Raw genomic sequence first — 25,553 nt, 5'->3', positions numbered from 1 at the left:
CTCGCTATTCTGCCAGTACAGGTTGCTCGAGTGTCTCCACCGGCAGGAACGGGCGATCGAGTCCGAAGCTTGCCGGGCCGAAGACCGCCAGTGCCTCCGGTGTTCTCATGATCGGCGGAGTCGCGATCCCGATGACCGCAACTCGCTGCCCGTACCGCAATCCCTCGGTGGTGATGGGCTCGGCAGTGTCGGCCTCGACGATGCAGATAAGGTCTGGCACGATCGCCACCATTACTCCGGATTGCACGGCGATCAGATTTTCGTTCTGGAATTGAACTTCCAGCTCTTCGTCTCCGACGCCGGCGATCCGCACCGAACCTCGAGCGAACCCCTCATCGGTTCGCCGGTCGACATCGATCACCTTGCCGTGAAAGAGAACTCGCCCGTATCCGTAAAGCGTGTCGGAGAGACCGTCCACCAGCGCCTGAACCGGGTCCACCCGCTGCTCACGTGAAAGCCTGATGGACCGACCGATGGCCAAGGCCAACGACAGAGTCCGTGGGATCGCCGTCCGCTTCACATCTGCACCCGTCATCGAGTACTGCGCGATATGCGCCATCCCACCGAACCTCGACGTCACCCCGCGAGCGAGGCCCTCCAATCTGCTGTTGTCGCTGCCGGTGTCGAAGATCGCCACCTCGTCGTGCTCGTTCGCCATGGCGAGCGGACTCGCCGAAATCCCGTACACCGAGAAGGTTTCCATCTCGAGCTGAGGAAAGGCTCGTCCCATCCCGTCGGCGTCGACAACCGGCAGTCCGCGCCGCGCTGCCACCAGCAACGGAATCATCGAATTGATCCCGCCGCACTCCATCGGCATCGTGGCATCTGCAGTTCGCCCCGTGTGCTTCTCCAACGTGATCAGCGCCAGCTCGGGTTCGGTTCCGCGCGGCATCTTCTCGACCACGACGGTCGGTGCACCCATCTGCGCGACGGGGATCACCCACGCGTCGTCGTCGAGCTCCTCCGGATCCAGAATCGTGATTTCACCGGCTTCCCCGAGCGCCTGCGTGACCAACATCTTGCCGACGAACGGATCTCCCCCGCCGCCGGTCCCCAACAAAGCTGCGCCCCTGGCGAGGTCGTCGAGGTCTGCCGTTCGTAGTGTCCAACTCATCGTGAGCCTTCCTGACCGGTGGAGACCAGACCACTGTGCAGTGCCAAGTCACCGACTGCCTTCACTCGAATACGTGTTGCGTTGCCCGGCAGATACGGAATCGGGACCTCGTCGAACTCCACGATCTGCACCGACTCGGGCCGTGCGCCTGCTGCGACTGCCCGATCGATCGCCTCCTGGCGAGCGTCGTCGGCAAGAATCTGCCTGCGCCCGTCCCGTACCGCTTCGACTCGATCTACCTCACCACTGACCTGCGCGATCGCAGCGCCGATCGCATTGGCAACGTCGAAGCGCTCAGGACGAATCACCGTTCCCAGGCCGGGAAGTTCGTGCTCCAGCAAAACCGATCCCCCGCCAACCGCCACAACGGGAAGTGGATCCGACGTGGTCCGCATCTGTTCCACGGCGTCGGCGACCCGGCGCGAGATCCGGTCGAGTGCCGTCGACACCAGACCGCGGTCGAGGTGCGCCACCGCACTGCGATCTCCGACGTCGGCCAAGCCTGCCGCGACGGCTATGTCGGTGGCCGTCAACGTGTCACCGCCGAATACGAGTGCCCGTGAACCCAATTCGTATCCCACAGATTCGGGTCCGACTGTGAGTCCGTCCGCATCCACCAGCGAACCACCACCGATACCGATCGAGAAGACGTCCGGCATACGGAAATTGGTCCGTACCCCCGCGACCGTCACCTCCGTGGTGGCTTCTCTGGGGAAACCGTTGGTCAGTACGCCCACGTCGGTAGTGGTGCCCCCGATGTCGATCACCGCACAGCTGGCCAGACCGGACAGAACAGCGGCGCCTCGCATGGAGTTGGTCGGTCCCGACGCGAAAGTCGCCACCGGATAACGCCTTGCGTACTCGATGTCCATCAAGGTTCCGTCGTTCTGGCTCAGATACAGCGGTGCGGCGATGCCGTGCTCGACCAAAGAACTGGCAAGACCGTCGACGATGTGATCGGCAAGCTCGCGCAGCGCAGCGTTGATGATGGTCGCGTTCTCCCGCTGGAGTAGACCCACTCGACCGATCTCGTGAGAGAGCGAAATTGCGACGTCCGGGCCGAGTTCCTGACGCACGATCTCCGCTGCCGCCGCTTCGCATTCGAGATTGACCGGAGAGAACACCGACGATATTGCGACCGAACGAGTACCGCTGCGAGCCATGTCGGCGGCATGGCGACGAATCTCGTCGGGATCCAGCGGTGAGATACGACGACCGTCGAACTCGTGCCCACCGTGAGCGAGGTAGTGCCTTCCTTGCACAGCGGAGACCAGGTCTCGCGGCCACCCCACCATCGGCGGAAGCGCTGCGGTCGCCGGAAGCCCCAATCGCAGAGCCGCTGTTGGTGCAAGTCCTCGCTGCTCGATGAGAGCGTTGAGAAAGTGCGTCGTGCCGATCATCACTGCTTGAACAGCGCTGGGAGAGAACGAGTACTGCTGCTGCAGCGCCGTCAGAGCTCCGCCGATTCCGCCGGTGATGTCCTTGCTGGTCGAGTGTTTGACATGCCCGATGACGGTGGTCCCGTCCATCAGGACCGCATCGGTGTTTGTACCACCGACGTCGATTCCGATTCGCATCGCGAACTCCCTTCTACAGTGTTTGCAGTGCTAGTGCGTGAGCGCAGATGTTCCCGAAGGCTCTTGCGGCGCTTCGGTTGTGGTGCGTCCGACCCCGCGAATCAGGCCGAGTCGACCCGCGACGACGTAGAGAACGAATGCCGAGGCCACCGCGTTGATGGACGGCAAACCGAAGGTGCTGTAATGCCCGATCAGCGCCGAGACGATCCAGATCACCAACGTGGCCGGTACCCAAGTGGGCGCCGAGTTCGGGAGGGTACCCGCGGCTCGACTCTCCTCCAGGTCCTTGCGCCAGGTCTTGACGATGAAGTACTCCGCCACCATGATTCCGGCGATCGGCGGGAATCCGACGCCCAACAGGATCAGGAAGTCGGTGAACGAGTTCAGGATTCCGGCAGCCGCGAGGATCGAACCGGTCACGCCGACCACAGCTGTGACGACGGCGCGATTGATGCGTCGCCCGAACACTACGTCGATGAAGTTCACGATGCCGAGCCCCGAGCTGTACAGGTTCCAGTCGTTGATCTTGAAAGTTCCGAGAACAATGATGAGAACGCCGACCCAGCCGACCGACGACAGGATGATCGTGGCGATGTCGGAACTGCGAACGGCATGCGCAAGAAGTACACCGGTCAATCCGATCACGTATTCGCCTAATGTGATTCCGACGAGTGTCTGCTTCACGACGTCACCCGCCGTGCGGTTGAATCGCGTCATGTCGGGTGTGATCACTGCTCCGGCAATGAAACCGCCTGCGACGATGGTGGTTCCGGCGAGGAAGCTGAGCTCCGGTCCGGCTGGAGCAGATGCCATCAGATCTGACAGCGAGTGATTGCGCAGTTCGGCGATGACGGCCCAACCCACCAGAAGCAGGAACAGGGGAACGGTGATGTTTGCGATCAGCTGCATCGAGCCGAATCCGCGAAGGACTATCGCGGTGATCAGAAGGCCGAAGACCAGGGCCCACGCCCATTGCGGCAGAAACGGCATGATTCCGTGCAAACCTGATGCAGAGACAGCAGATTGGATGCCGAACCAACCGATCAGGCTGACTCCGATCACCAGGCCGATCACCGCGGAACCAGCGTGCCCGAATCCACACCAGCGTGCGACCACCGACGTGTTGAGCCCTTCACGAACCCCGATGATGCCGATGAAAATACAGACGACCTCGAGAATCACCGCCCCGACTGTCAATGCCCAGAAGGCATTCCAGAACGTCATGCCGTAGCCGAGCGTCGCACCGAGCAGGAACTGTGCGAGCGCCGATACCTGACCGAATCGCTGTACTGCCACCGAGAACCACGAATACCGTGCTTCGTCGGGAACGCGGGTGAGCGCGTAGTCGTCACCGTCGGACACTTCACCGCCGGCGGCGGTCGTTGATGTGTTTTTCATGACGGACTCCTCGAATAGTTGGGAAGTGTTCTCGGAGAAGACGGTACGAATGTGGTCGGGGTCACGCCTATGGGCGAATTGGCGTTTCTTCGTGTTACGACAATGCATTTCGCACAGTCGTCATTTCACACAGTCGTCAAATGGCACGGTCTAGCGCAACGCGTACCCGCCGTCGGGGTACAGCGTGGAACCCGTTGTGTACGTGTTGGTGAAGAGATAGAACACCGCTTGTGCGATCTCGTCTTCGTTCCCGACGCGGCCGAGCACGTTGTTCTCCGCACTCCAGGTGAACGCCGCCTCCCGAACCTCCGCCGGACGCTGAGCCCAAAGATGCCCGTCGATGGTTCCGGGAGCAACGGTGTTGACGCGAATCGGCGACAGCTCGACCGCCAGCCCCCGTCCGAGCCCCTCGATTGCCGCATTGGCCGCAACGTATGCCGCGGCAGCCGCGGGTGGCCGCACACTGGCAGCACCGGACATGAGGACCACCGATGCGGTGGGTGTCAGCTTGTCGAGCGCAGCGTGCACGACGCGGTACTGCCCCCAGAACTTGGAGGTGAACGGCGACGCCGCTTCCTCGACACTCTGTTCACGGAAAGAGCCGACCTGGTAATCGGCAGCCGTGGTGAGGAGAGCGTCGACGCTGGGGATGTTGGTGAAGAACGCTTTCACCGAGTCGTCGTCGGAGGTGTCGACTGTGAACCAGTGCGCCGCCTCACCCAGCTGCGTGGCCGCTGCTTCCAGCTTGGATGTGGTTCGGCCACCGAGAACTACCTGCGCGCCGGCGTCGACGGCAAGCTGCGCCACCCGCAGCCCGATGCCTGTTCCGCCACCGATCAGTACGACGGTCTTGTCTGAGAGAGGAGAAGGTGTCGTTGTCATTTAGCGACTGTAAGGCTCACCGAATTGTCCCGACATGTGCAGAATGCACAGATTTCACTACGCCACGGTGCTAAGTATCCAGACTAAGCCGGTAGAGACTGCCACCCCCGGGGATCTCACTTGACTGAGTTTGCTGCGTCGAAACTGCCGTCACATGCACTCCTCCTTCGAGTTCGCTTGTAACAAAACAACTCCCACGACCGAAAATGTCGGTGAACCACAACCGCGAAGGGAAGTAACGAATATGGGATCAGCAGATGTCATGGCCTGGCTCGCCGAGGGTTACCTCGCCGGCGACCCGATTCGCTATCCGCTCTACGTCGGATCGATGTTCCTCGCGATGCCGTTCCAACTGATCGGCGTAATTCTGGGTCACCCCTTCTGAGTCGCCCCTATTGAGTCACCCCTTCCGAATCGTCACATCAGGCCAGGGCGGTCGACGTAGAACGGCCAGGGTTGCGATCACCGCGGCCGCCAACCCGATGAACTCCCCCATCAAAGCCGCCCTGGTGTGATCGACGGCCGGTGACCACGACGGCTCACCCTCGTGGATCGAGAACACTCCCACTGGCACCGGTATCGGGTCGCCCCGCCACTGCCGGTGTAGTCGCGAAACCGTGATGATCGTCGATCCGTCGCTGGTCTGGTGCGGTTCTCCGAAGATCATCGAGGTCCCGGAATCCGCCCGAAGTCGCTCCACCGCATCACGAATCTCCATGATCTCCATCGTCGCACCGAAACAGCAGCCCTGTGCGAGTATCGGTCGATGGCCGAGTGGTGGAATCCGAGCAGGCGCGTCGAGCGATGGTGGCAGACGATCGTGCTGGTTTGGCTACTCGTTTTCTTCGGCCCAAGCACCATCGACAAGGTCATCACAGAACCCACAGCTTGGAATTGGACATTCCTCGCAATCTGGCTTTTCGCGACGGTCGGGTCTGCTTACTACGCAGTCCAAGCCTGGCGAAACAGGAACAAACCTCAGTCGGTGTGGTGGGAAGGGACAACTGCCCCCACCGAAATCCCTGCCGACGACGTCCGTAGTGCACTCGCGTCGACTGACGACCGTATTCCGGCAATCAAGGCACTACGCGAACTGCATCCGGGCTTGGGTCTGAAGGATGCGATGGATCTGATCGACGCTCAGCGGGGCGAACAGGGCCCGCATCACTGATAGTTGCGACCATCACAATCACAGTTAGGTATCGACACCTGACCGCCACGATCGGGCAAGCACGCCAGGAGTTAACCACCTGACAGACAGGCTGTTTCGCCGAGTTTGACAAATGTGGTCAATCGGTGAGCGTCGACTCGACCGATTCAACTCACCGTACCAATCGAATTCGCCGTTCAGCATTCCACTCATGGCCCAATGCCACTATTACCCAACGATTTACAACCGGAACTACGGCATCCAGTGAGAACTTTCGCGACAGTGCAGCATCTTTCGTCCAGTTGAGTTGACCGAAACTTGACGTTACGTTGAATTTCAAAGCAATAGCCCGGTCTTGACCTGCGATGGTGTGAGCGAAACGCCCACCTACGCGTGACACGTGGCCGCCCTGATGGGCGCTGTGAATGCCTGAACGTTCGAGGAGTGGAATGACTGCGGTCAAAACTGCGTGGCGTGAACTACGGAAACCCGTGTTCATCCCCGCGTCGATAGTGATCTTTGCCCTGATCGCCTTTGCCGTGATCTACGCGGGAACCGCCGCGGATGCTTTCGAAACACTCAACAACGTGATCAGCGACGGCGTCGGCTGGTGGTACATCCTCTCGGCCACCGGTTTCGTGATCTTCGCGCTGTACTGCGGAATCAGCCGCATCGGCAACATCCGATTGGGACGTGACGACGAGCAGCCCGAGTTCGGGATGCTCTCGTGGTTCGCGATGCTCTTCAGCGCCGGCATGGGCATCGGGCTCGTGTTCTACGGAGTAGCCGAACCACTTTCGCACTACGTGACCCCACCCGTCGCCGGGCAGATCGCCGGATCCACGGACGCCGCAGCCAATCAAGCCATGGAACTGACGCTGTTCCACTGGGGCTTGCATGCATGGGCGATCTACGTCGTCGTCGGCCTTGGTCTGGCGTACATGACCTACCGAAAGGGTCGCCCGCTCTCGATCCGTTGGCTGCTCGAGCCGCTCCTCGGACGGGCTCGCATCGAAGGAAAGATCGGCCACGCCATTGACGTCGTCGCCATCGTCGGCACGCTGTTCGGTGTCGCGACGTCGCTGGGCTTCGGTGTCCAGCAGATCTCGGCCGGCCTCGACTACCTCGGCTGGGTGGAGACCGACAACTGGTTGGTCATCACCATCATCGTCATCGTGACGGGCATGGCGACCTTCTCGGTCGTCTCCGGTGTCACGAAGGGCCTCAAGTGGCTCTCCAACATCAACATGATGCTCGCTGCCGCGCTGGCCCTGTTCGTCCTGATTCTGGGACCGACGCTGTTCCTCATGCAGTCGTGGGTGCAGAACCTCGGCGGATACGTCCAGGCCTTGCCCGAACTGATGCTGCGCACGTCCCCGTTCGCCGAAGACGGCTGGCAGGGCGCATGGACCATCTTCTACTGGGGTTGGTGGATGAGCTGGGCACCGTTCGTCGGCATGTTCATCGCGCGCATCTCACGCGGCCGCACCATCCGCGAATTCGTCTTCGGTGTGCTGCTGGCCCCGACGCTGGTTGGTTCGTTGTGGTTCACGATCTTCGGTAACTCCGGCATTCTGCGTCAGCGCAACGAGGGCACGATGCTCGACGCATCCGGCGCAGTGGACACCAACACGTCACTGTTCACGCTTCTCGACGGACTTCCGCTCGGAACGATTTCGAGTGTTCTCGCGATCGTCGTGATCGTGTTCTTCTTCGTCACGTCCGCGGACTCCGGCTCGATCGTCATCGACATCCTCGCGACCGGTGGCAGCTTGGAGACCTCCAAGATCACGCGTGTCTACTGGACGTTCCTCTCCGGTGCCGCGGCCGCAGTTCTCCTCATCGTGGGTGGCAGTGGATCGCTCACGGCGCTGCAAACCGTTGCTATCGCCACGGCGGTACCGTTCTCGGTCATCATGGTGCTGGCATGTCTGTCGATGCTGAAGGCGTTCCGATACGAGGTCGCGTCGGCACCACGCTACCTGCGGGTTTCTACAAATGCCTCGGCATCGACCGACGTTCCGCAACCCACCGAAAAGCGGCTCCGCGATCTGAAGATCTCGTCGACCTTCGCCGGGCTCACCCCGTCACAAAGCGGAATCATGACGGATCCCTCCGACGCCCACATGCTCGTCGCGGTCCACGAAGTTCCCGCCCATGCGGTCAACATCGACCCGGATACCGGCGCCGTCGACTTCTCCGAGGAATCGAAGGTCATCGATCCGCTGGGCGGAGAGGTGTTCGACACACCCGAGTTCGCCGACTCTGCAGAAGGCCACGCGCAAGCCGCCAGTACGGACTGACCGGCACGTTCGGCATGTTGCATTAGGCATATCTGTTCACCAACTCGCAAACTTGTCATGAGACTTTCAACTCGACAGTTCGCAGGACTCTAAGTTTCGTGAGTAGAACAGGACCAACGGGTTTGCCACTCCAGTCGCAGTCGGAGACGGAACAATCTTTCGGGATTCCGTCCGTATTCCTACGGTCGGCGCATGCACCTGCGCCGCGCACGCTCATCGACATCGTGCGGGCCTCAGCCGAGGCCAACCCGGAAGCACCTGCCATCGACGACGGCGACACCACACTGTCGTACTCGGAGTTGCTCGACGAGATCGCGCTCGGTGCGCGCTGGCTCGGTGATGCCGGCGTCGGCGCAGGTGACCGCGTCGGAATCAGGATGCCGTCAGGTTCGCGTTCGCTGTACGTCGCGATCCTGTCGATCCTCGCGGCGGGCGCCGCCTACGTTCCCGTCGACGCCGACGATCCGGAAGAGCGCGCCGAGTTGGTGTTCGGCGAGGCGCAGGTAGCGGCGATCATCACCGGCGACGGAATCCAACCGGGGACGGCGCCGAAGCGGCTCGAACATCCACCGGTTCGCGAACCCGAACCCGAGGACGACGCCTGGATCATCTTCACCTCAGGATCCACCGGCACCCCCAAGGGCGTCGCGGTCACTCACCTCAATGCCGCAGCCTTCGTCGACGCCGAGGCGCGCATGTTCCTCCAGGACGAGCCCATCGGGCCTGGTGACCGCGTCCTCGCGGGACTCTCCGTGGCATTCGACGCGTCCTGCGAGGAGATGTGGCTCGCGTGGCGCCACGGCGCCTGCCTCGTCCCGGCTCCTCGTTCGCTGGTTCGCAGCGGCATGGACCTCGGCCCGTGGCTGGTCTCGCGTGACGTCAGCATCGTCTCCACTGTGCCGACGCTTGCGTCTCTGTGGCCGGCCGAGGCCCTCGAAGCCGTTCGACTCCTGATCTTCGGCGGCGAAGCCTGCCCACCCGAACTGGCAGAGCGCCTGGCCGTCGAGGGCCGCGAGGTCTGGAACACTTACGGCCCCACCGAGGCAACCGTCGTCGCCTGCGGCGCACTGATGGACGGCAAGAGCCCCGTCAGCATCGGCCTCCCCCTCGACGGCTGGGACCTTGCCGTCGTCGACGCCCAGAGCAATCCCGTCGCGGTCGGCGAGGTGGGCGAGCTGGTGATCGGCGGCGTCGGCCTCGCCCGTTACCTCGACCCCGCGAAGGACGCCGAGAAGTACGCGTCGATGCCCTCGCTCGGGTGGGAACGCGCCTACCGAAGCGGCGACCTGGTCCGGCTCGAGACCACCGGCCTGATGTTCCAGGGCCGCGCGGACGATCAGGTCAAGCTCGGCGGCAGGCGCATCGAACTCGGTGAGGTCGACAACGCCTTGCAGAATCTGCCGGGCGTGAGCGGCGCTGCCGCAGCCGTGAAGAAGACGGCAGCCGGCAACCAGCTCCTCGTCGGGTACATCGCCAGCACGGATCCCGACTTCGATCTCAAGGCCGCTCATGCACTGCTCAGCGAGCAGCTACCAGCAGCCCTCGTGCCGCGTCTGGCGTTGATGGACGAACTTCCGACGCGTACGTCAGGCAAGGTCGACCGCAATGCGCTGCCGTGGCCGTTGCCCGGCGCCGGTGAAGATGCCGGGGCCGCGTTGGGCCTCGACGGCACCGCTGCCTGGGTTGCCGGCCTGTGGGGATCGATCCTGGGAGCCCAGATCACCGGACTCGACGACGACTTCTTCGAAGTGGGCGGCGGATCCCTCTCTGCTGCTCAGTTGGTGACCGCCCTGCGCGAGCGGTTCCCCGAAGTGACCGTCGCACAACTCTACGACCATCCACGGTTGGGATCGCTCGCCGAATATCTCGACGAATTGGCACCCACCGAAACTGTGGAGCCGCGCATCGTCGCTCCAACACCCTTGAAAACTCAGCTGGCGCAGATCGCCGTCACCGTTCCACTCACGACGCTCACCGGACTGCAGTGGGTGACGTGGCTGGCGATCGCGAACAACGTCCTCGGCTGGTTCGTCGACGTCAGCTGGGCACCCACGGTCTCGTGGTGGTGGATCCTGTTGGCGTTCATCGTGTTCATCACGCCGATCGGCCGTATGACCATCGCCGTCGTCGGGGCGCGCCTGCTCCTACGCAAGTTGGAACCAGGAACGTACCCGCGAGGTGGTAGTGAACACCTGCGTCTGTGGATAGCGCTGCGACTCACCGAAGCCAGTGGCGCAGCCAACCTTTCGGGCGCACCGTGGATGCTCTACTACGCCCGCGCCCTCGGCGCCGACATCGGCAGCGGCGTCGATCTCCACACACTTCCTCCCATCACCGGCATGCTCGAACTCGGTGACGGCTGCTCCGTCGAACCCGAAGTCGACCTCTCGGGCCACTGGATCGACGGCGACGTCATTCACATCGGTGAGATCAAGATCGGCGACGGCGCCTCCGTCGGTTCACGCTCGACGCTTCTGCCCGGCGCGCGTATCGGTCGGGACGCCGTCGTCGAACCCGGATCTGCGGTGTTCGGCCGAGTGAAGGCAAACCAGCAGTGGGCCGGATCCCCCGCCACCAAGGTCGGGAAAGCGAATCATCCTTGGCCGGCCGAACATCCGAAGCGCGCACCCGGCTGGGTGCCGGTATACGGCGTCACCTCGGTCTTCCTGGCCGGTATGCCGATCTTCGCTCTGATGGCCGGAATCGCATTGATCGGTTGGTGGATCCGCGACACCGACACGCTCGCGAGTGCAGTGCTCCAATCGCTGATCATGCTTCCCGTCGCGACCATCCTGAGTTTGCTCGTCTTCGCAGTCGTCACACTGGTGGCCGTTCGTCTTCTCTCGATCGGGCTGACCCCCGGCTACCACCCTGTCCGCAGCCGCATCGGCTGGCAGGTGTGGGCGACCGAACGCCTGCTCGACTCGGCCAGAACCTTCCTCTTCCCGCTCTACGCGAGCCTGCTGACGCCGGGATGGCTCCGCCTCCTCGGCGCCAAGATCGGCAAGAACGTCGAAGCATCCACCGTGCTCCTCCTTCCCAAGTTCACGACGGTCGCCGACGGCGCATTCCTCGCCGACGACACCATGGTTGCGAGCTACGGCCTCGGCGGCGGCTGGATGCACATCGAACAGGCGAAGATCGGCAAGCGTGCGTTCCTCGGCAACTCCGGTATGACCGCACCCGGTCGACGCGTCCCCAAGAACGGTCTCGTGGCGGTTCTGTCGGCCACCCCGTCCAAGGCCAAGTCCGGATCATCGTGGCTGGGTAGTCCACCGGTACGTCTGAGAAGGGCTGCCGGGGACACCGACGCCGCCCGCACGTTCAATCCGCCGATGCGCCTCAAGATCGCCCGCGGAGTGGTCGAAACCTGCCGACTGATCCCCGTGATGGTCACGTTCGGCATCGGTCTCGGTGTTCTGTTTGCACTCGAAGCACTGGTCGGCGCCGTCGGATTCTGGTTCGCGGCTCTGTTGAGCGGCGTAATTCTGCTCGTCGCCGGAGCAGTGGCTGGCGCCATCACCATCGCCGCCAAGTGGATCGTCGTCGGACGCATCGCCAAGGTCGAGCATCCGCTGTGGAGTTCGTTCGTCTGGCGCAACGAGGTAGCCGATGCGTTCGTCGAAACCGTCGCGGCGCCGTGGTTCGCTCGCGCAGCGACTGGTACTGCCGTACTCAACATCTTCTTGCGTGGGCTCGGGGCCAAGATCGGCAAGGGCGTTTGGTGTGAGTCGTACTGGCTACCCGAGGCAGATCTTGTGACTTTGGGCGACGGAGCGACAGTGGAACGGGGGTGCGTCGTGCAAACTCATCTCTTCCATGATCGGATCATGTCCATGGACACCGTCACCTTGGGAGCAGGAGCAACGCTGGGACCGCATTGTGTCGCGCTACCCGCAGCCGGGATCGGCGCGGGAGCGACGGTAGGGCCTGCATCTCTGGTGATGCGAGGTGACACCGTTCCGCCCTCCACCCGCTGGCAGGGCAATCCGATTGCACCGTGGGTGGCGTCGTGAAGCCGAACAGAATGCTCGAAGAGCCGCTCGATCCGTACCTGCCACACAACGGCAACCGCGGTTACCGCGTGTCTCGGTACGAACTGGAACTGACGTACAAGGTCTTCAGTAACCGTCTCGCCGGCAAGGCAGTCATCACCGCTGTCACCACCGAGAGCCGATCCAAGTTCAGCTTCGACCTCGCGCAGAACCTGCAGGTGTCCAAGGTGTCCGTCAACGGTGCCCGCGGCACCAAGTACGCGCACTTGAACAACAAGCTGATCATCACGCCGTCTACCAAGATCCCCGCGGGCGGTGCCCTGTCGGTCACCATCGCGTACAGCGGCAACCCCGAGCCGATCAAGAGCCTGTGGGGCGAAGTCGGCTGGGAGGAACTCGACGAAGGAACTTTGGTCGCAAGTCAGCCCAACGGCGCGGCGTCCTGGTTCCCGTGCGACGACCATCCGATTTCCAAAGCGTCGTACCGCATCTCGATCACCACCGATTCCCCGTTCTATGCCCTCGCCAACGGCAAGCTGATCCGCAAGCAGACCCGTGCGAGTCAGACGACGTGGGTCTACGAGCAGACCGAACCGATGGCAACCTACCTGGCGACGATTCAGATCGGTCAGTACGAGCACCGGCAGGTGAGCGCCGGGCCGGTACCGGTCTTCGCCGTTCACCCACCTCGGCTGCGCGCAGCGTTCGACGTCGACTTCGGGCGCCAACCCCAGATGCTGGAGGTCTTCGGAAAGCTGTTCGGCCCGTATCCCTTTGCCGACTACACCGCTGTGGTCACCGACGACGAACTCGAAATCCCCATCGAAGCGCAGGGACTCTCGATCTTCGGAGCCAACCACTGCACGGGTAGGCGCGGTTCCGAACGTCTTGTCGCACACGAGCTTGCCCATCAATGGTTCGGCAACAGCCTCACTCTCGGGCAGTGGTGCGACATCTGGCTACACGAGGGCTTTGCCTGTTACGCGGAGTGGATCTGGTCCGAGAATTCCGGTGGCCCATCCTCGAACCAACTCGCGACCAACGCCTATCAAGGGCTCGGGCGTAAATCTCAGGACTTGATCGTCGCCAATCCCGGGCCTGCCCTGATGTTCGACGATCGAATCTACAAGCGGGGCGCGTTGACTCTGCACGCCCTGCGCGGCGTTCTCGGAGACGAGAAGTTCTTCGAACTGATTCGCCAGTGGACTACGAAGCATCGGCACAGCACGGTCAGCACCGAGCAATTCACCGATCTCGCTTCACGTTTCACCGACACCCCACTGCGCCCTCTCTGGGATGCTTGGCTGAATCAACGCCCGCTACCTCGGCTTTGACGCTTTCCCCCAGCCGTAGCACCACGCCGAAACATTCCGAATGCGCCGATTAGCTTTGTCTTACCTTTACTATAGAGGTGGGCCGAGGGACGACCCCGACAACACAATTCTCAGGGCACGCTTCCTCGACAGGTAGATCGGGGGATCGATGTTCGTTGTATTCACAATATGTTTCGTGATCGGGGTCGTCGCCCTGATCGGAGCCTTTGCCGTCGGCGAGGTTGCAGATCTGGGCGGCGGCCACGCAGACGGGCTGCCATTTCTGAGCCTGACAACTTTGGCCACAGCACTTTTCGGATTCGGCGCCGGCGGCGTAGCTGCCACTCTCGCGGACGCTCCGACGTTGGTAGCGGTGATTGCAGCACTCGCACTCGCCGCCGTTCTCGTTGTCGTCACGCGCGGCCTTCTTCTCCCCTATCTCCTTAAACAACAAGATAATTCGCACATCGGGCGCAATTCATACCACGGACTGTTGGGCACGGTCACCCTCACCATCGCAGCCGAAGGTTGGGGAGAAGTCTCGTTCGTCGACGCCGAAGGCAATCGCGTCCAGGCCAAGGCCGTCAGTGCACAGCCGATGGCGCTCACCACCGGCACCACCGTCTACATCGCCGATGTAGACGATCAATACCTTCACGTCGTCACGGTTGACGACGCGATCTAAGGACTCGATACATGCTGCCAATCATCATCATTGCGGTTGTAGTCGCAGTAATCATCTTCATTGTTCTCCCCGCGATCTACGTGAAGAACTACGTCAAGGTCCCGCCGAACGAAGTGGCGGTCTTCACCGGACGAGGCAAGCCGAAGGTCGTCCGCGGCGGTGCCCGGTTCAAGATTCCCGGCATCGAACGTGTCGACATCATGTCGCTCGAGCCGTTCAACGTCAGCATCAATCTCAAGAATGCGCTCTCCAACGACGGTGTTCCGGTCAACGTCGAGGCAGTCGGCCTGGTACGAATCGGTTCCGCCGACGAAGCGGTTCAGACAGCGGTGCAACGATTCCTGACTTCCGACCTGGACGAGCTCCAGCAGCAGATCAACGAAATCCTCGCGGGCAGCCTGCGCGGAATCACCGCGACCATGACGGTCGAGGATCTGAACTCCAATCGCGATTCGCTTGCGCGCAGTGTGGTCGAGGAGGCAGGCGGCGACCTCGCCCGCATCGGCATGGAAGTCGATGTCATCAAGATCGCGGGAATCTCCGACTTCAACGGCTATCTCGAATCGCTCGGTCAGCGCCGCATCGCCGAGGTCAAACGTGATGCCGCGATCGGAACTGCTGAAGCAGAGCGTGATTCGCAGATCCAGTCAGCAAAGGCGCGACAGGCAGGTTCCGTCGCACAAGCCGAGGCCGACACCGCGATCGCGAGTGCAAATCAGAAGCGCGACGTCGAACTCGCTCGCCTGCGAGCACAGACCGAAGCCGAGAACGCAGAAGCCGACCAGGCCGGACCTCTCGCGCAGGCAACAGCCGAGAAGGCCGTCGGCATCGCACGTGAGCAGGCCGAGGCGGCCCGCGTCGAAGCTCGCACCGAGGTCGAGCGTCGTCGCGCCCAGCAATCGGAAGCGGCATTGCAGGCAGATGTCATTGCACCGGCCGAGGCCGAACGCCAAGCCTCCATCGCACGCGCAGAGGGTGAGCGACAGGCCGCGATCCTCCGCGCCCAGGCACAGGCTGAGTCAGCAAGGCAGGCCGGCGGCGCTCAGGCCGATGCACGAAAGCTCGTCGCCGACGCTGTTCGCTCTGAGCAGCAGGCTGATGCCGACGGCCTTCGAGCACGTCTGGAAGCCGAAGCAGACGGCCGCAAGGTAGCGGCCGACGCCGTCCGTGCCGAGCAACAAGCCGAGGCGGATGGTTTGCGCGCCAAGCTCGAAGCCGAAGCTGCCGGTAAGCGTCAGATCGCCGAGGCGCTCAATTCCTACACCCCGCAGGCCGCGCAGTTGCTCACTCTGCCCGATGTTCTGGCGGCGTTGGTCGACGCCACCGCAGCGGCGGCGAAGCCGGTCGGCGACATCGACCGCATCTCCATCGTCGGCGGCAGTGATGGGGCCCAGGGTTCGATCGGCTCGATCCTGGGCATCAGCCCCCAGGTGATCGCCGGCGTCATCGAAACTCTCGAAAGCTCAGGCGTCGATATCACCGGATTGCTCAACGGCCTGAACAAGACCGCATCGGTTCCGGTTGGTTCGGTACACAATTCGGTCCACAATTCGGAAAACGTTTCCGCAACTGTGGACGCGTGATTTCGCCCCGGTCCGCCGACTCTCGCAGGGGTCGGCGGATCGGACGGCATCACGCGCTCGGAAGATGTGAACGCGACTTGAAGAGAATCAGAATCAAGCAGGCAGCGGCGGCGGCTGATCCGAACAGAAGAGTCACCGTGTAGCTCAGCGCCGGAATGCTTTCCGACAGCATCGCCAGCAACGCAGGCACAGCAAAACCGATGTAGGTGATCGAGTAGAACACCGCGGTCAGTCCTGCCAGATCGTCCGGCCCCGCGATTCGCTGGATCTCCAGCAACCCGGAAACCAATGCCATGCCGTACCCGCAACCGAGGATCGCTGCAGCCACGATCGCGATCGCCACGGTCAGCGTCGACGCAACCAGAGCAGCGCCGGCCATACCAACCACCAGAAACACCAGAGCCACAACTGCGCCGCGCGCGCTGCGGTCGGTATCGATCTTTCGCCCCAACGACTGAATCGCGAATCCGCATGTCAGCGCGACCATGCACAGTAGAGCCGAAAAGGCCACGGGCGCATCGCCACTGTGCCCGGTCATGAGCGCCGGAATAACTGCATACGCGACACTGGCAGCACCGAACACCCACGGCGCCAACGGAACAACGACGTAGAGGAATCTACGATGACCTGCCGAAGGGATCTTGAGGTCGTCGATCAACCTGCGACGGTCGGATTTCGCCTGTGCCGGTCGTGTTTCGGGAGCACGCCACAGCGCCATGGCGGCGAGGACGGTGATCGCGATGTGCAACACGTACGCCAACACACTCGGCATGGGCGCCCACTGCGCCAAGATTCCCGCGGCACCCGCCCCCAAGGCGAAGCCAGCGGTCAGACTCATCGCCGCTCGCCGAGCACCTGCGCCTTCCGACGCCGCCGAATCCCAAGGTTGCGTGGACAACTCCTTGACCCAGGAGCCGCCGACGGCCATACCGATCCCCAAGGCGATGCCGCAGAGGATTCTTCCCAGAATGAGAGCGGCAGCGGAGTCGGCCCCGAAAGCGAGCAGCGTCGAACCGGCGATCGCGATGATCGGCGCGGGGAGCATGATCGGGCGTCGACCCAATCGATCGGACAGCGGGCCGCCGAGCAGCAGGGCCGGCACAATTCCGAGGACGTAGGCGAAGAGGAAGAAGTCGACCATCACCGGCGAATAGCCGTGGTCGAGTCGGTACATCACCAGCAGTGGCGTGAATTCGTTTCCGCCCCAGGCCGCGGCGAACATGCTGGCGGCAACGGTCAGCCACAGCCATTTTCCGCCGGTGCCACGTTCACTGCCTGGACGACGTTCGGCTGCGGTCCCAGCGTCTATTGTTTGGGTGCTCATCACAGAGTTCCTTCGAAGCCGAGGCCGTGCACCTGGCGCATGTGTGTGAGGACGGCAGCGTTGTATCCGTCTGCATCGCCTGTTTCGACGAGGTCGGTAAGCGCGGTGTGGTCGGCAAGGATGCGAGACAGTTGGCCGGGGTCGCGTGAGATCGACCGCGCTGTCATCCGTCGTTGCCTGTCGCGCAGACTCGCGTAGAACGAGTCGAGCAAAGGATTCCCACCGGCGGCAACGATCATCTTGTGAAAGTCGGCATCGATTGCGCTGAACGCGGCAACGTCCCCGCGATCAGCAATCTCACGTTGCTCGATCAGATTCGCGCGCAACGCTGCGACAAGCGTTTTACGCGCGTGCGGTCGGACCGACACCACTCGAACGCTCTGAGTCTCGACGAGTTGTCTGGCACTGACTACGTGTTCCGCTTCCCCATCCGCGACCGGGACGATCAGCGCCCCCTTCTTCGGGTAGAGGCGCATCCAACCTTCCGACTCGAGACGCAGAAACGCCTCACGCACCGGCGTTCGGCTCACATTGGTCCGAGCGGCGATGTCACCCTCGCTGATCAGCTCCCCGCCGGCGAGTTCGCCGGAAAGGATCAGCTCCTTGACTTCGCGGAAGACGTTTTCCGAAGCGGAATACAACATAGACACAAGATGTATTTATACTCCACGCTGGCGGAACCCAGACATTCGGGTCGCCGATCCGAACATCTCGGTCCAACACGGCATCGATCCAGCTAGCATTGCAAGGTGCCAGACAGAAGAGGAGTCAGTTCACGATGAACGGCGCACGCTCCCGCCATCGCAGACTGATGCACTCATGACGTCGCAGATGAAGTCCATGAGGACCCTGACCCGCGAGTGGCTGGCCCTCCCCGATCAATACGACCGATTCACTCGCTATCTCCGCGACAACGGCCTCACGACCGCCACCCGGCTATTACTTGGCATCATTGTCATCGGACTGGGCGTGTGCGCACTACTCAACAGATTCAGTCCGGCCGGTCCGACAAGCACGATTGCGCTGTTCTTCAACACTGTTGTCGTGATCTCATGCTTCATGGTCGGAGTCTCATGGTGGGTCTTCGGCCCGACAAAGCGCCGCTCGTTCGGTTTCGTAGTCTTCTGCGACATCGCAGTCACGATTTCCGTACTTGGAGATTCCTCGCAGCTTGCGCGATTACTTACCTGTGTCATCTACGCGTTGATCGGTATCTACATCGCCTATTTTCACAATCCGAAGTTGCAGATCGCACACCTGACCTTCTCGGTTGTGATGATCGTGGTGGCTGCGCAGCCGATCCTCTTCGGGCCGGAGCGAGATCCTGCGCTCGGTGTTTCGAAAGTGCTGGTTGTCGTCACCGCACTCGTGGTCTGTGCGTTCATCTCGCAGATCGTGCTGACGATGCTCAGCATGGACGCGTCCAGCTCCGACCTCGATCCCCTCACCGGGCTCCTGAACCGTCGTGGCCTCGACCGCCACGTCGAGAAGGTACTCGCGGAGTTCCAGCGTCAGGAATCGGCGGCACTACTCGTGATCGCCATCGACATCGACCGGTTCAAGACGATCAATGACGTACACGGTCACGACGTGGGCGACCGCATAATTCTCCGGGTTTCACAGCGGTTGTCCGCCTGGGCACATGCCGATGCTGTTGTCGCACGGGTCGGCGGCGACGAATTCATCCTCGCTCAAAGACTTTCCGTGCCGGCCATCGGCCCGATGCTCGACTCGATCGGACCGGCAATGCACTCGAATACCGACGAGATACCGTCGACATCGAGCATCGGAATCGCCGTGCGTACCCACAAATTCGTCGCCGGAGAAGAGCGTGCAACAGCGTTCACCGACATGCAGAAAGTCGCCGATTCGGCGATGTACGAAAGCAAGAGACTCGGCGGCGGACGTGTTCACACGATCGTCACCACCGCGAGCAGGTAGCAGTACGTGAGTTCTCAGTAATAGACCGGCCCCGGCACTCCTCCACCCGCTGCCACCGCGTCACCGGTGATCGCGATGCTTCGCGGCGATGCCAGGAAGGTCACGACATCAGCCACCTCTTCGGCGTCGATGACCCGGTGTATCGAATTCGTCGCGATACCCCGCTCCACCTCCGCCTGCGAGCGGCCGGATTCTTCCGACTCGCGCGCAATCCGCGCGGTCAACCTCTCGGTCCGCGTCACGCCCGGATGGACGACGGTGACGTTGATTCCCTTGGGGCCCAGCTCGTCTGCAAGATTTTTGGTCAGCGCAGACACACTGACGTTGCGGATCGTGTGGGCGATCGAGGTTGCCTGTCTGGCACCCAAACCGCTGATGTTGATGATCCGACCCCAACCCTGATCGATCAGATACGGCGCTACAGCACGCGCAGTGCGCAGGTAGCCGAGCACTTTCACTTCGACTTCGTCGCGCACGACGTCGTCTGTGGTCGCCTCGAAATCCGTCGGCTTTCCGGCGCTGAACGGAGTCGCTGCGGAGTTGACCAGAATGTCGACGCCGCCGAACTCCTCTACTACTTGCCGCACCGACGCTTGAACTGCGTCGTCGTCTCGCGTATCCGTCACGACTCCGATCGCACGAATTCCGAACTCCGAAACCAAATCTCGGGCAACATCCACGACCGTTTGCTCAGTGCGCGCGAGTATCGCGATGTCGACCCCTTCTGCGGCCAGACCTCTGGCGATTGCCAGACCGATCCCCTTGCTACCACCGGCAACGATCGCACGCTTTCCAGACAGGTGAAGATCCATACCTGCGACACTATCCAACAGGCGATCCCCGATCTCTACGAAGAGGGATCGGGGACCGACTGGATTGTTTCTGTGTCTCAGACCATCAGATCCGCGTACAGGTAGACGTTGTCGGCGTAGTTACCCATACCGTCCTCGAATTGCAGTTCGCCGCCGCAGGTTACGACTGCCAACTTTCGAGGGCCATCCGGGCCGGCCAGCACGCTTTCCTCCACGCCATCGGCCTTCGGACGCGTCGTCACCGCAGTCACCTTCCACGACGTGCTCTTGCCCGTCGCGTCGGATGTACGGATCACTTCACCCGGTTCGATCGTGCCCAGGTCGAACAGTGCACCGTTACCCTGGCCGGTCAAATTGACATGTCCGGCAATCAAAGTCGTGCCGGTGACCGAGTCGAGCGAGGCGCCGTCGAGCCAGATTCCGACGTTCTTGACGTTCTCCGGCGGAGTGAGAACTCCTTCCGGCACGGTGGCGTCCACGATCGGCGCCTGAACACCGACCGGATCGAGCGAAAGGGTATTGGGAGCCATCAACTCATCCGAAGGCGCCGCCGGATTCGCAGAGTGCGACATGACAACTCCCGGACTCGGCGGAATCGCAGCATCGTCATCGGAGGATCGCAGGCCGACGAAAGCCATGGAAGCACCGGCGACAAGCACCGCGACGAGGGCCAGGATGAACGCGACACGACGCCCCTTGCCGATGTTCGCGGGCTGATCGCGGTTGGAATCGTCGTATGGATTGGATGGATTGGGATCCGACTCGTACATGGTCATCGAACTGTCTCCTGCGGGATGAGGCACCCCCGGCGCCTCTTGCGAATTGACGCCCCCTGCGTCTGATCAGTGTCGGCACCGATCACACGAATCGTGACCGGTGCCGACGTCTACTACATCTGCCTGGCGTCAGGAACGCTTGCGGCGGAGAGCAACTGCTCCGGCAGCAGCCATACCGACAAGCCCGAGGCCCGTCACTGCGACGGCGACGTTGCGGCCTGAATTCTGTTCAGCGGCACCACCGTCGATGGCAACCGGGCGAGGTCCGGTAGCCGGCTTCGGAGCGGACGGCGCCGGAGCAGCGGGAGTTGCAACCGGCTGCGACGGAACAGGCGCACCCGGAACTACGGGCACGACCGGCACAATCGGAACGATGGGCACGACCGGCACAATCGGCACGATGGGCACAATCGGAACGACCGGAGTTGCAGGCGTCGTGGTTGCCGGTGTCGTTGTTGCCGGTGTCGTCGTTGCGGGTGTCGTCGTTGCGGGTGTCGTCGTGGGCGCTGCTGCATATCCGACGCTGGCAGACGCATTCATCAACGCCGGCCGAACGGTGTCGAACGACGCGAAGACCTGGCACTGTGCGCCTGCCGTGTTCCAGTGCAGGTTCTCGACCGAATCCGGAATGACGCTTGCGGTCACGGAGTAGTCACCGCCGTCCGCAGCGGTGAGGCATAGATCCACGGCAGTCGGTGCGTCGCCGCGGCCGTCGACCGTCAATTGGTTTGCACTCAACGTTGCCTTGGCGTTGTCGCCACAGACGGTGAGTTCGGTGCCCGCCGAGGACTGAACATTGATCGGCTTCCGGTACATATTCGTGTTCAGGGTGAACACGGCAGTCTCGCCGGCCTTCAGAGTTCCCGTCGCGGGTGTCTTACGAACGAGGTCGAGCGTCTGCGTGACGTTCATGATCTCGACGATGCGAGCTCGCTCGTCGTCGCCGATGTTCCTGTCGCACAGGCTTTTGAAATCGGCCATCAGCGGATTGTCGTAGTCCGAAACGCACCACACCAGCGTCTGCCGCGCCGAACGCGCATCCTCACTGCCATTTCCCGAAACGACGCCGTCGAGCTTGGCGGGATTCTGCAGCAACCAACTGATGACAGCGAGATCGTCGGCTGACAGATCGGGATTGCCCGATGACGGAACCGTCGCACCCATCTCGTCGTTGTGCTTGTCCACGGGCAAACCGTTTTCGTCGACGCCGGCACATGGATCGAGATCGAAGTCCGTGCAGTACATCCATTCCGACTTCGCAATTCCGTCGACGTCGCGGACACCGCAGACCGGAGCATCCACCGCGGCCGATGTACCCCGATCGGTGGTGCCGTACATCGGCACGATGTTGCCGTCGTTGAAGTGATCCAGCCGAATGCCGGAGATGTCGAGCATCTGCTCTGAGGGCGTGTACTCGGTGCCCTCACACAACCCGGCGGTGAACGCCGGAGCAGCCGCGGTTCGCACCGGCATCGGCGCGGACACAGCTGGTGAAGCAAAAGCAACGCTACTACCGGCCACCGTTACGGCAATAGCTGCAGTTAGCGAGAGCCGGAGAACAAGCGGCCTACGCCGTGAACCAGACACAGTCATCAAAGCTTCCCTTTCAAGACATTTCGGTAGCGGGAAGGTTGCTTGGATTCCCAAGGCCACGCCACCCAGCGCTCACTTCCGAGAGGATCGGCTGATCGCTTTTGGCAACCAGCCAGTTACTAGATGGCAATGTAGTGCATGTTTCAAGAAAGTCCACCCGATCGTCGAGCCCCCGCACGCAGCTTGAACCTCCGGACGACGAGTTAGCCAACAAGATGACTGCACCTTTGTCCAACCGCACAACTATCGCGATCAACTCAAAATCGGCTCACGTAACCGGGGCGTTCCCGGCATTCCTCCGACGCTAGCCGGTCGGTAACTCGGACATTCTGGGGAAACTCACAGGAAGGGGCGTTTTCAGCGCGCACACAAAAGAAGGGGCCCGCAATGCGGACCCCTTCACCGGAACTTCCAACCGAGACTGCTTTGTCTGGATTCAGACAACTTGCAGATACTCGGAACAATCCACCGATTCACTAAATGTGATTTGCCTCACATTTAGAGAATCTGTTGGTTTTGTTCACACTCTGAACCAATCTTTTGGTCCTCTTTGTGTCGATTACCCAGATCTTCGACGGCGGCAATCTGCACCCGATAGAGAGCGGAGTACGAGCCTCGGATCAGTCTCGGACCGGAGGCGCCTTCCTTGTGGTAACCGCAATGCGATTCCACGCATTGATCGTGAAGATGACGCTGATGAGCTGGGCCAGTTCCTCCTCCGAGAATTCGCCGGCAGCCTCGCTGTACACCTCGTCCGGAACGAAACCGTCGGTAAGGACTGTCACGGCCTCGGTCAAGGCGAGTGCGGCGCGTTCGCGATCGGAGTACATCCCTCGCGCTTCTTCCCACGCGTTCAGTAGGTAGAGCTTCTGCTCCGTCACGCCGACCTTTCGGGCATCGCGAGTGTGCATGTCCAAGCACCACGCGCAATGATTCAGCTGCGACGCACGCGTGAGGACTAGCTCGACGAGCGTCGGCTCCAGCCCCTTGCGCGCAGCGGCATCCAACGCAATCATCGCCTTGTAGACCTCGGGCGCCAGCTTTGCGATATCCAGTCGTTGTCCTGTTGCTGTAGTCATACTCAAACCGTAATCCCGGAAAGACCCCGAAACATGGTTCAATCCGGTGATGAATTCATGGGCCAATCTTGGGTTCGATCTGCATATCGAGCTGCCACAGGGAATCGGGGTTCGCGCTGCGCTGCTTCAGACGCTTCGCGACGCGATCGACAGTGGACTATTGAAGCCCGGCACCAGACTCCCACCTTCCCGCACCCTCGCACTCGACCTCGGAGTTGCCCGAAACACCGTTGCGGACTGCTATGCCGAGCTCGCCGCCGCTGGATGGCTTGTCACGCGGCCGGGTTCCGGAACCGTGGTCGCCACGCTCGCCAGCACACACAGTCGCGAGGTCGATCCATCGCCGACCCGACGGCGCTTGACCTACAGCCTTCTCCCCGGATCGCCGGACGCGTCGGCGTTTCCCCGCACTGCATGGATTTCGTCCGCCAGACGTGCTTTGACCACCGCGCCGACCGACGCTTTCGCGACCACTGATCCCAGAGGCCGAGTCGAACTCCGGAACGCCCTCACCACATACCTGAGCCGCACCAGAGGCGTTCGCGTCGATCCGAGCCGCATTGTGATCAGTGCCAGCTCGGGTCACGGGATCTCCCTCCTCGCCCGTGCACTCGGAGGAACGATTGCGGTCGATGCTTTCTGCCTTCACCTGCACCGACAGTTGCTCGTCGACGAAGGACTGCTGACAATTCCCATTTCGGTCGACGAATCAGGCACTTGCACAGACGAATTGGCGTCAACGTCTGCTGAGAGTGTTCTGCTGACGCCGACGCATCAGTTTCCCCTCGGAGGTCCCCTCACGCCGGCGAGGCGCGCGACCGCTCTCGAATGGGCCTCGACTACCGGTGGCGTCATCATCGAGGACGACTACGACGGCGAATTCCGTTACGACAGAAAGCCTGTCGGCGCACTCCAAGGAATCGCGCCGCAGCACGTTGCATACCTCGGCACTGTCAGCAAGACACTGTCGCCGGCCATACGCATCGGATGGATGGTGTTGCCGGACAGGCTGATCGAACCCGTCCTCGCGACAAAGGGACCCTACGAACGCTGGGTCAGTTCAACGGATCAATTGACCTTGGCAGACTTCATCGAATCCGGAAGATTCGACAGCCATATTCGAAAGATGCGTACCTCGTATCGACGACGACGCGATCAACTGGTTGCGACCCTTGCACAGCAAGTACCCCAGGTCAGGGTCGAGGGGATCTCCGCGGGTCTTCACGCTGGGATCCGCCTTCCCTCCGGCACCGAACAATCTGTTCTTGCGGCGGCGCAGGCGCGCGATCTCGGGCTCGAAGGGTTGTCCGTCTTCCGACATCCCGACGTGTCGTCAGTCGGCGGTGACGGCGTCGTCGTCGGTTACAGCACGCCGACGCAGTCGCAGTACTCCAGGACGCTGGATGTGCTCTGCGAGGTGCTGCAGGAGGCTCTGCGATAACGCCTGTCGGATCTGCCCATCCGCTCACCTGCCCTGCCCTGCCCTGCCCTGCCCTGCCCTGATGGAGTGAACGTACCGTTCATCTCGTTAGAGGCGGTGAGAGTGTCGTTCACTCGATCCCGGACGGGGTGGTGAGCCGGCGGCGTGCCCGCCCCTAATGGTGTGAACGGTACGTTCGGTCGATCTGAGGCGACGGACGTGCCGTTCGCTCGGAGAGTGCGGGGTGGTTTTGGGGGGTGTTTTGGGTACGAGAAAGCCCCCCAACCATCACTGGTTGGGGGGCTTCTCTACATTGTGTTCGGCGGTGTCCTACTCTCCCACACCCTGTCGAGTGCAGTACCATCGGCGCTGAAGGGCTTAGCTTCCGGGTTCGGAATGGGACCGGGCGTTTCCCCTTCGCTATGACCGCCGTAACTCTATGAAACTGTCACAGTAACCAACTTCTGATCACCTGGTTTCACCACCCGCCACCACCAATGTTTGTTGGTGTTGGGGGACGGAGAAAACAGGGTTTCTCATCAGTATCTGTGTGTTGTTTCAGATACCGCACAGTGGACGCGTAGCTTCTTTGTGGTAAGTCCTCGGCC

At 61.9% G+C, this 25,553-nt stretch carries 20 protein-coding genes and 1 rRNA gene; 9 read left to right on the top strand and 12 right to left on the bottom strand.

Annotation, left to right across the window (positions count from 1 at the left end):
- Positions 1-4 precede the first annotated feature (4 nt).
- The 4 genes from AC3WQS_RS10125 to AC3WQS_RS10110 all read right to left on the bottom strand — a co-directional run bounded on the left by AC3WQS_RS10125 (position 5) and on the right by AC3WQS_RS10110 (position 4,971).
- Positions 5-1,114 carry an S-methyl thiohydantoin desulfurase family protein gene (locus AC3WQS_RS10125; protein WP_020968290.1) on the bottom strand — a complete coding sequence of 370 codons (1,110 nt, stop codon included), beginning with the start codon at positions 1,112-1,114 and terminating at the stop codon, positions 5-7.
- Positions 1,111-2,691, bottom strand: coding sequence for a hydantoinase/oxoprolinase N-terminal domain-containing protein (locus AC3WQS_RS10120; RefSeq protein WP_021333724.1), 1,581 nt, complete (start codon positions 2,689-2,691; stop codon positions 1,111-1,113). The genes AC3WQS_RS10125 and AC3WQS_RS10120 overlap by 4 nt, the downstream gene beginning before the upstream one ends.
- A gap of 30 nt (positions 2,692-2,721) precedes the next feature.
- Positions 2,722-4,089 (bottom strand): purine-cytosine permease family protein, encoded by a 1,368-nt coding sequence (locus AC3WQS_RS10115; RefSeq protein ID WP_019746680.1) that lies wholly within the window; start codon positions 4,087-4,089, stop codon positions 2,722-2,724.
- 150 nt (positions 4,090-4,239) lie between these two features.
- Positions 4,240-4,971, bottom strand: coding sequence for an SDR family oxidoreductase (locus AC3WQS_RS10110; RefSeq protein WP_492712773.1), 732 nt, complete (start codon positions 4,969-4,971; stop codon positions 4,240-4,242).
- 244 nt (positions 4,972-5,215) lie between these two features.
- Here AC3WQS_RS10110 and AC3WQS_RS10105 point away from each other — a divergent pair, with 244 nt between their 5' ends.
- The gene (locus tag AC3WQS_RS10105) at positions 5,216-5,356 is read left to right on the top strand and encodes a hypothetical protein (protein ID WP_003941170.1); all 141 of its coding nucleotides are present in this window, start codon (positions 5,216-5,218) and stop codon (positions 5,354-5,356) included.
- 15 nt (positions 5,357-5,371) lie between these two features.
- On the opposite strand, the gene AC3WQS_RS10100 is transcribed toward AC3WQS_RS10105, so the two are convergent.
- A complete protein-coding gene (locus tag AC3WQS_RS10100) occupies positions 5,372-5,698 on the bottom strand; it encodes a hypothetical protein (protein WP_046377860.1) in 327 nt (108 codons plus the stop codon).
- A gap of 39 nt (positions 5,699-5,737) precedes the next feature.
- Between AC3WQS_RS10100 and AC3WQS_RS10095 the strand changes: the two genes are divergently transcribed.
- From AC3WQS_RS10095 to AC3WQS_RS10070, 6 genes are all read left to right on the top strand, one after another.
- Complete coding sequence (locus AC3WQS_RS10095; RefSeq protein ID WP_029254361.1) at positions 5,738-6,142, top strand: hypothetical protein; 405 nt, start codon at positions 5,738-5,740, stop codon at positions 6,140-6,142.
- A 428-nt stretch (positions 6,143-6,570) separates the two neighbouring features.
- Positions 6,571-8,424 (top strand): BCCT family transporter, encoded by a 1,854-nt coding sequence (locus tag AC3WQS_RS10090; RefSeq protein ID WP_134998484.1) that lies wholly within the window; start codon positions 6,571-6,573, stop codon positions 8,422-8,424.
- Positions 8,425-8,546: 122 nt separating this feature from the next.
- Positions 8,547-12,440, top strand: coding sequence for a Pls/PosA family non-ribosomal peptide synthetase (locus tag AC3WQS_RS10085; protein ID WP_003941141.1), 3,894 nt, complete (start codon positions 8,547-8,549; stop codon positions 12,438-12,440).
- 11 nt (positions 12,441-12,451) lie between these two features.
- Entirely contained in the window at positions 12,452-13,753 is a 1,302-nt protein-coding gene (locus tag AC3WQS_RS10080; protein ID WP_047888186.1) for a M1 family metallopeptidase, read from the top strand.
- Between the two features lie 148 nt (positions 13,754-13,901).
- Positions 13,902-14,417, top strand: coding sequence for a hypothetical protein (locus AC3WQS_RS10075; RefSeq protein WP_063315111.1), 516 nt, complete (start codon positions 13,902-13,904; stop codon positions 14,415-14,417).
- An 11-nt stretch (positions 14,418-14,428) separates the two neighbouring features.
- Positions 14,429-16,000 carry a flotillin family protein gene (locus AC3WQS_RS10070; RefSeq protein WP_134998485.1) on the top strand — a complete coding sequence of 524 codons (1,572 nt, stop codon included), beginning with the start codon at positions 14,429-14,431 and terminating at the stop codon, positions 15,998-16,000.
- A 49-nt stretch (positions 16,001-16,049) separates the two neighbouring features.
- On the opposite strand, the gene AC3WQS_RS10065 is transcribed toward AC3WQS_RS10070, so the two are convergent.
- Together AC3WQS_RS10065 and AC3WQS_RS10060 are read right to left on the bottom strand one after the other, a co-directional pair.
- Positions 16,050-17,324 carry an MFS transporter gene (locus tag AC3WQS_RS10065; RefSeq protein ID WP_134998486.1) on the bottom strand — a complete coding sequence of 425 codons (1,275 nt, stop codon included), beginning with the start codon at positions 17,322-17,324 and terminating at the stop codon, positions 16,050-16,052.
- Positions 17,324-17,968: a GntR family transcriptional regulator gene (locus AC3WQS_RS10060; protein ID WP_492712774.1), complete on the bottom strand. Its 645-nt coding sequence runs from the start codon at positions 17,966-17,968 to the stop codon at positions 17,324-17,326. Before AC3WQS_RS10060 ends, AC3WQS_RS10065 begins: the two co-directional genes overlap by 1 nt.
- A gap of 175 nt (positions 17,969-18,143) precedes the next feature.
- Here AC3WQS_RS10060 and AC3WQS_RS10055 point away from each other — a divergent pair, with 175 nt between their 5' ends.
- Positions 18,144-19,265, top strand: a complete 1,122-nt coding sequence (locus tag AC3WQS_RS10055) for a GGDEF domain-containing protein (protein ID WP_019746669.1) — start codon at positions 18,144-18,146, stop codon at positions 19,263-19,265.
- 14 nt (positions 19,266-19,279) lie between these two features.
- Here AC3WQS_RS10055 and AC3WQS_RS10050 read toward each other — a convergent pair whose 3' ends face one another.
- The 4 genes from AC3WQS_RS10050 to AC3WQS_RS10035 form a co-directional block, all read right to left on the bottom strand.
- Positions 19,280-20,077, bottom strand: a complete 798-nt coding sequence (locus tag AC3WQS_RS10050; protein WP_492712775.1) for an SDR family NAD(P)-dependent oxidoreductase — start codon at positions 20,075-20,077, stop codon at positions 19,280-19,282.
- Positions 20,078-20,154: 77 nt separating this feature from the next.
- Positions 20,155-20,853: a class F sortase gene (locus tag AC3WQS_RS10045; RefSeq protein ID WP_492712776.1), complete on the bottom strand. Its 699-nt coding sequence runs from the start codon at positions 20,851-20,853 to the stop codon at positions 20,155-20,157.
- A 129-nt stretch (positions 20,854-20,982) separates the two neighbouring features.
- Positions 20,983-22,446: a hypothetical protein gene (locus AC3WQS_RS10040; protein WP_492712777.1), complete on the bottom strand. Its 1,464-nt coding sequence runs from the start codon at positions 22,444-22,446 to the stop codon at positions 20,983-20,985.
- Positions 22,447-23,066: 620 nt separating this feature from the next.
- Complete coding sequence (locus tag AC3WQS_RS10035; RefSeq protein WP_069147323.1) at positions 23,067-23,525, bottom strand: carboxymuconolactone decarboxylase family protein; 459 nt, start codon at positions 23,523-23,525, stop codon at positions 23,067-23,069.
- Between the two features lie 49 nt (positions 23,526-23,574).
- Between AC3WQS_RS10035 and pdxR the strand changes: the two genes are divergently transcribed.
- Positions 23,575-24,966, top strand: a complete 1,392-nt coding sequence (gene pdxR, locus AC3WQS_RS10030; protein ID WP_492712779.1) for a MocR-like pyridoxine biosynthesis transcription factor PdxR — start codon at positions 23,575-23,577, stop codon at positions 24,964-24,966.
- A gap of 296 nt (positions 24,967-25,262) precedes the next feature.
- On the opposite strand, the gene rrf is transcribed toward pdxR, so the two are convergent.
- Positions 25,263-25,379 (bottom strand): 5S ribosomal RNA (gene rrf, locus AC3WQS_RS10025).
- Between the last annotated feature and the right edge of the window lie 174 nt (positions 25,380-25,553).

It is taken from the genome of Rhodococcus sp. FW305-130 (assembly GCF_058788335.1).
Note: the sequence above shows the minus strand (reverse complement) of the source record. Positions and strands in the feature narration are given on the sequence as shown.

What these genes read in the sequence shown, in the direction of transcription:
- AC3WQS_RS10115 (WP_019746680.1), bottom strand. Translation starts at nt 4,089, where the DNA reads ATGAAAAACACATCAACGACCGCCGCCGGCGGTGAAGTGTCCGACGGT.
- AC3WQS_RS10090 (WP_134998484.1), top strand. Translation starts at nt 6,571, where the DNA reads ATGACTGCGGTCAAAACTGCGTGGCGTGAACTACGGAAACCCGTGTTC.
- AC3WQS_RS10120 (WP_021333724.1), bottom strand. Translation starts at nt 2,691, where the DNA reads ATGCGAATCGGAATCGACGTCGGTGGTACAAACACCGATGCGGTCCTG.
- AC3WQS_RS10065 (WP_134998486.1), bottom strand. Translation starts at nt 17,324, where the DNA reads ATGAGCACCCAAACAATAGACGCTGGGACCGCAGCCGAACGTCGTCCA.
- AC3WQS_RS10095 (WP_029254361.1), top strand. Translation starts at nt 5,738, where the DNA reads ATGGCCGAGTGGTGGAATCCGAGCAGGCGCGTCGAGCGATGGTGGCAG.
- AC3WQS_RS10060 (WP_492712774.1), bottom strand. Translation starts at nt 17,968, where the DNA reads ATGTTGTATTCCGCTTCGGAAAACGTCTTCCGCGAAGTCAAGGAGCTG.
- AC3WQS_RS10035 (WP_069147323.1), bottom strand. Translation starts at nt 23,525, where the DNA reads ATGACTACAGCAACAGGACAACGACTGGATATCGCAAAGCTGGCGCCC.
- pdxR (WP_492712779.1), top strand. Translation starts at nt 23,575, where the DNA reads ATGAATTCATGGGCCAATCTTGGGTTCGATCTGCATATCGAGCTGCCA.
- AC3WQS_RS10045 (WP_492712776.1), bottom strand. Translation starts at nt 20,853, where the DNA reads ATGACCATGTACGAGTCGGATCCCAATCCATCCAATCCATACGACGAT.
- AC3WQS_RS10070 (WP_134998485.1), top strand. Translation starts at nt 14,429, where the DNA reads ATGCTGCCAATCATCATCATTGCGGTTGTAGTCGCAGTAATCATCTTC.
- AC3WQS_RS10050 (WP_492712775.1), bottom strand. Translation starts at nt 20,077, where the DNA reads ATGGATCTTCACCTGTCTGGAAAGCGTGCGATCGTTGCCGGTGGTAGC.
- AC3WQS_RS10075 (WP_063315111.1), top strand. Translation starts at nt 13,902, where the DNA reads ATGTTCGTTGTATTCACAATATGTTTCGTGATCGGGGTCGTCGCCCTG.
- AC3WQS_RS10055 (WP_019746669.1), top strand. Translation starts at nt 18,144, where the DNA reads ATGACGTCGCAGATGAAGTCCATGAGGACCCTGACCCGCGAGTGGCTG.
- AC3WQS_RS10100 (WP_046377860.1), bottom strand. Translation starts at nt 5,698, where the DNA reads ATGGAGATCATGGAGATTCGTGATGCGGTGGAGCGACTTCGGGCGGAT.
- AC3WQS_RS10080 (WP_047888186.1), top strand. Translation starts at nt 12,452, where the DNA reads ATGCTCGAAGAGCCGCTCGATCCGTACCTGCCACACAACGGCAACCGC.
- AC3WQS_RS10110 (WP_492712773.1), bottom strand. Translation starts at nt 4,971, where the DNA reads ATGACAACGACACCTTCTCCTCTCTCAGACAAGACCGTCGTACTGATC.
- AC3WQS_RS10040 (WP_492712777.1), bottom strand. Translation starts at nt 22,446, where the DNA reads ATGACTGTGTCTGGTTCACGGCGTAGGCCGCTTGTTCTCCGGCTCTCG.
- AC3WQS_RS10125 (WP_020968290.1), bottom strand. Translation starts at nt 1,114, where the DNA reads ATGAGTTGGACACTACGAACGGCAGACCTCGACGACCTCGCCAGGGGC.
- AC3WQS_RS10105 (WP_003941170.1), top strand. Translation starts at nt 5,216, where the DNA reads ATGGGATCAGCAGATGTCATGGCCTGGCTCGCCGAGGGTTACCTCGCC.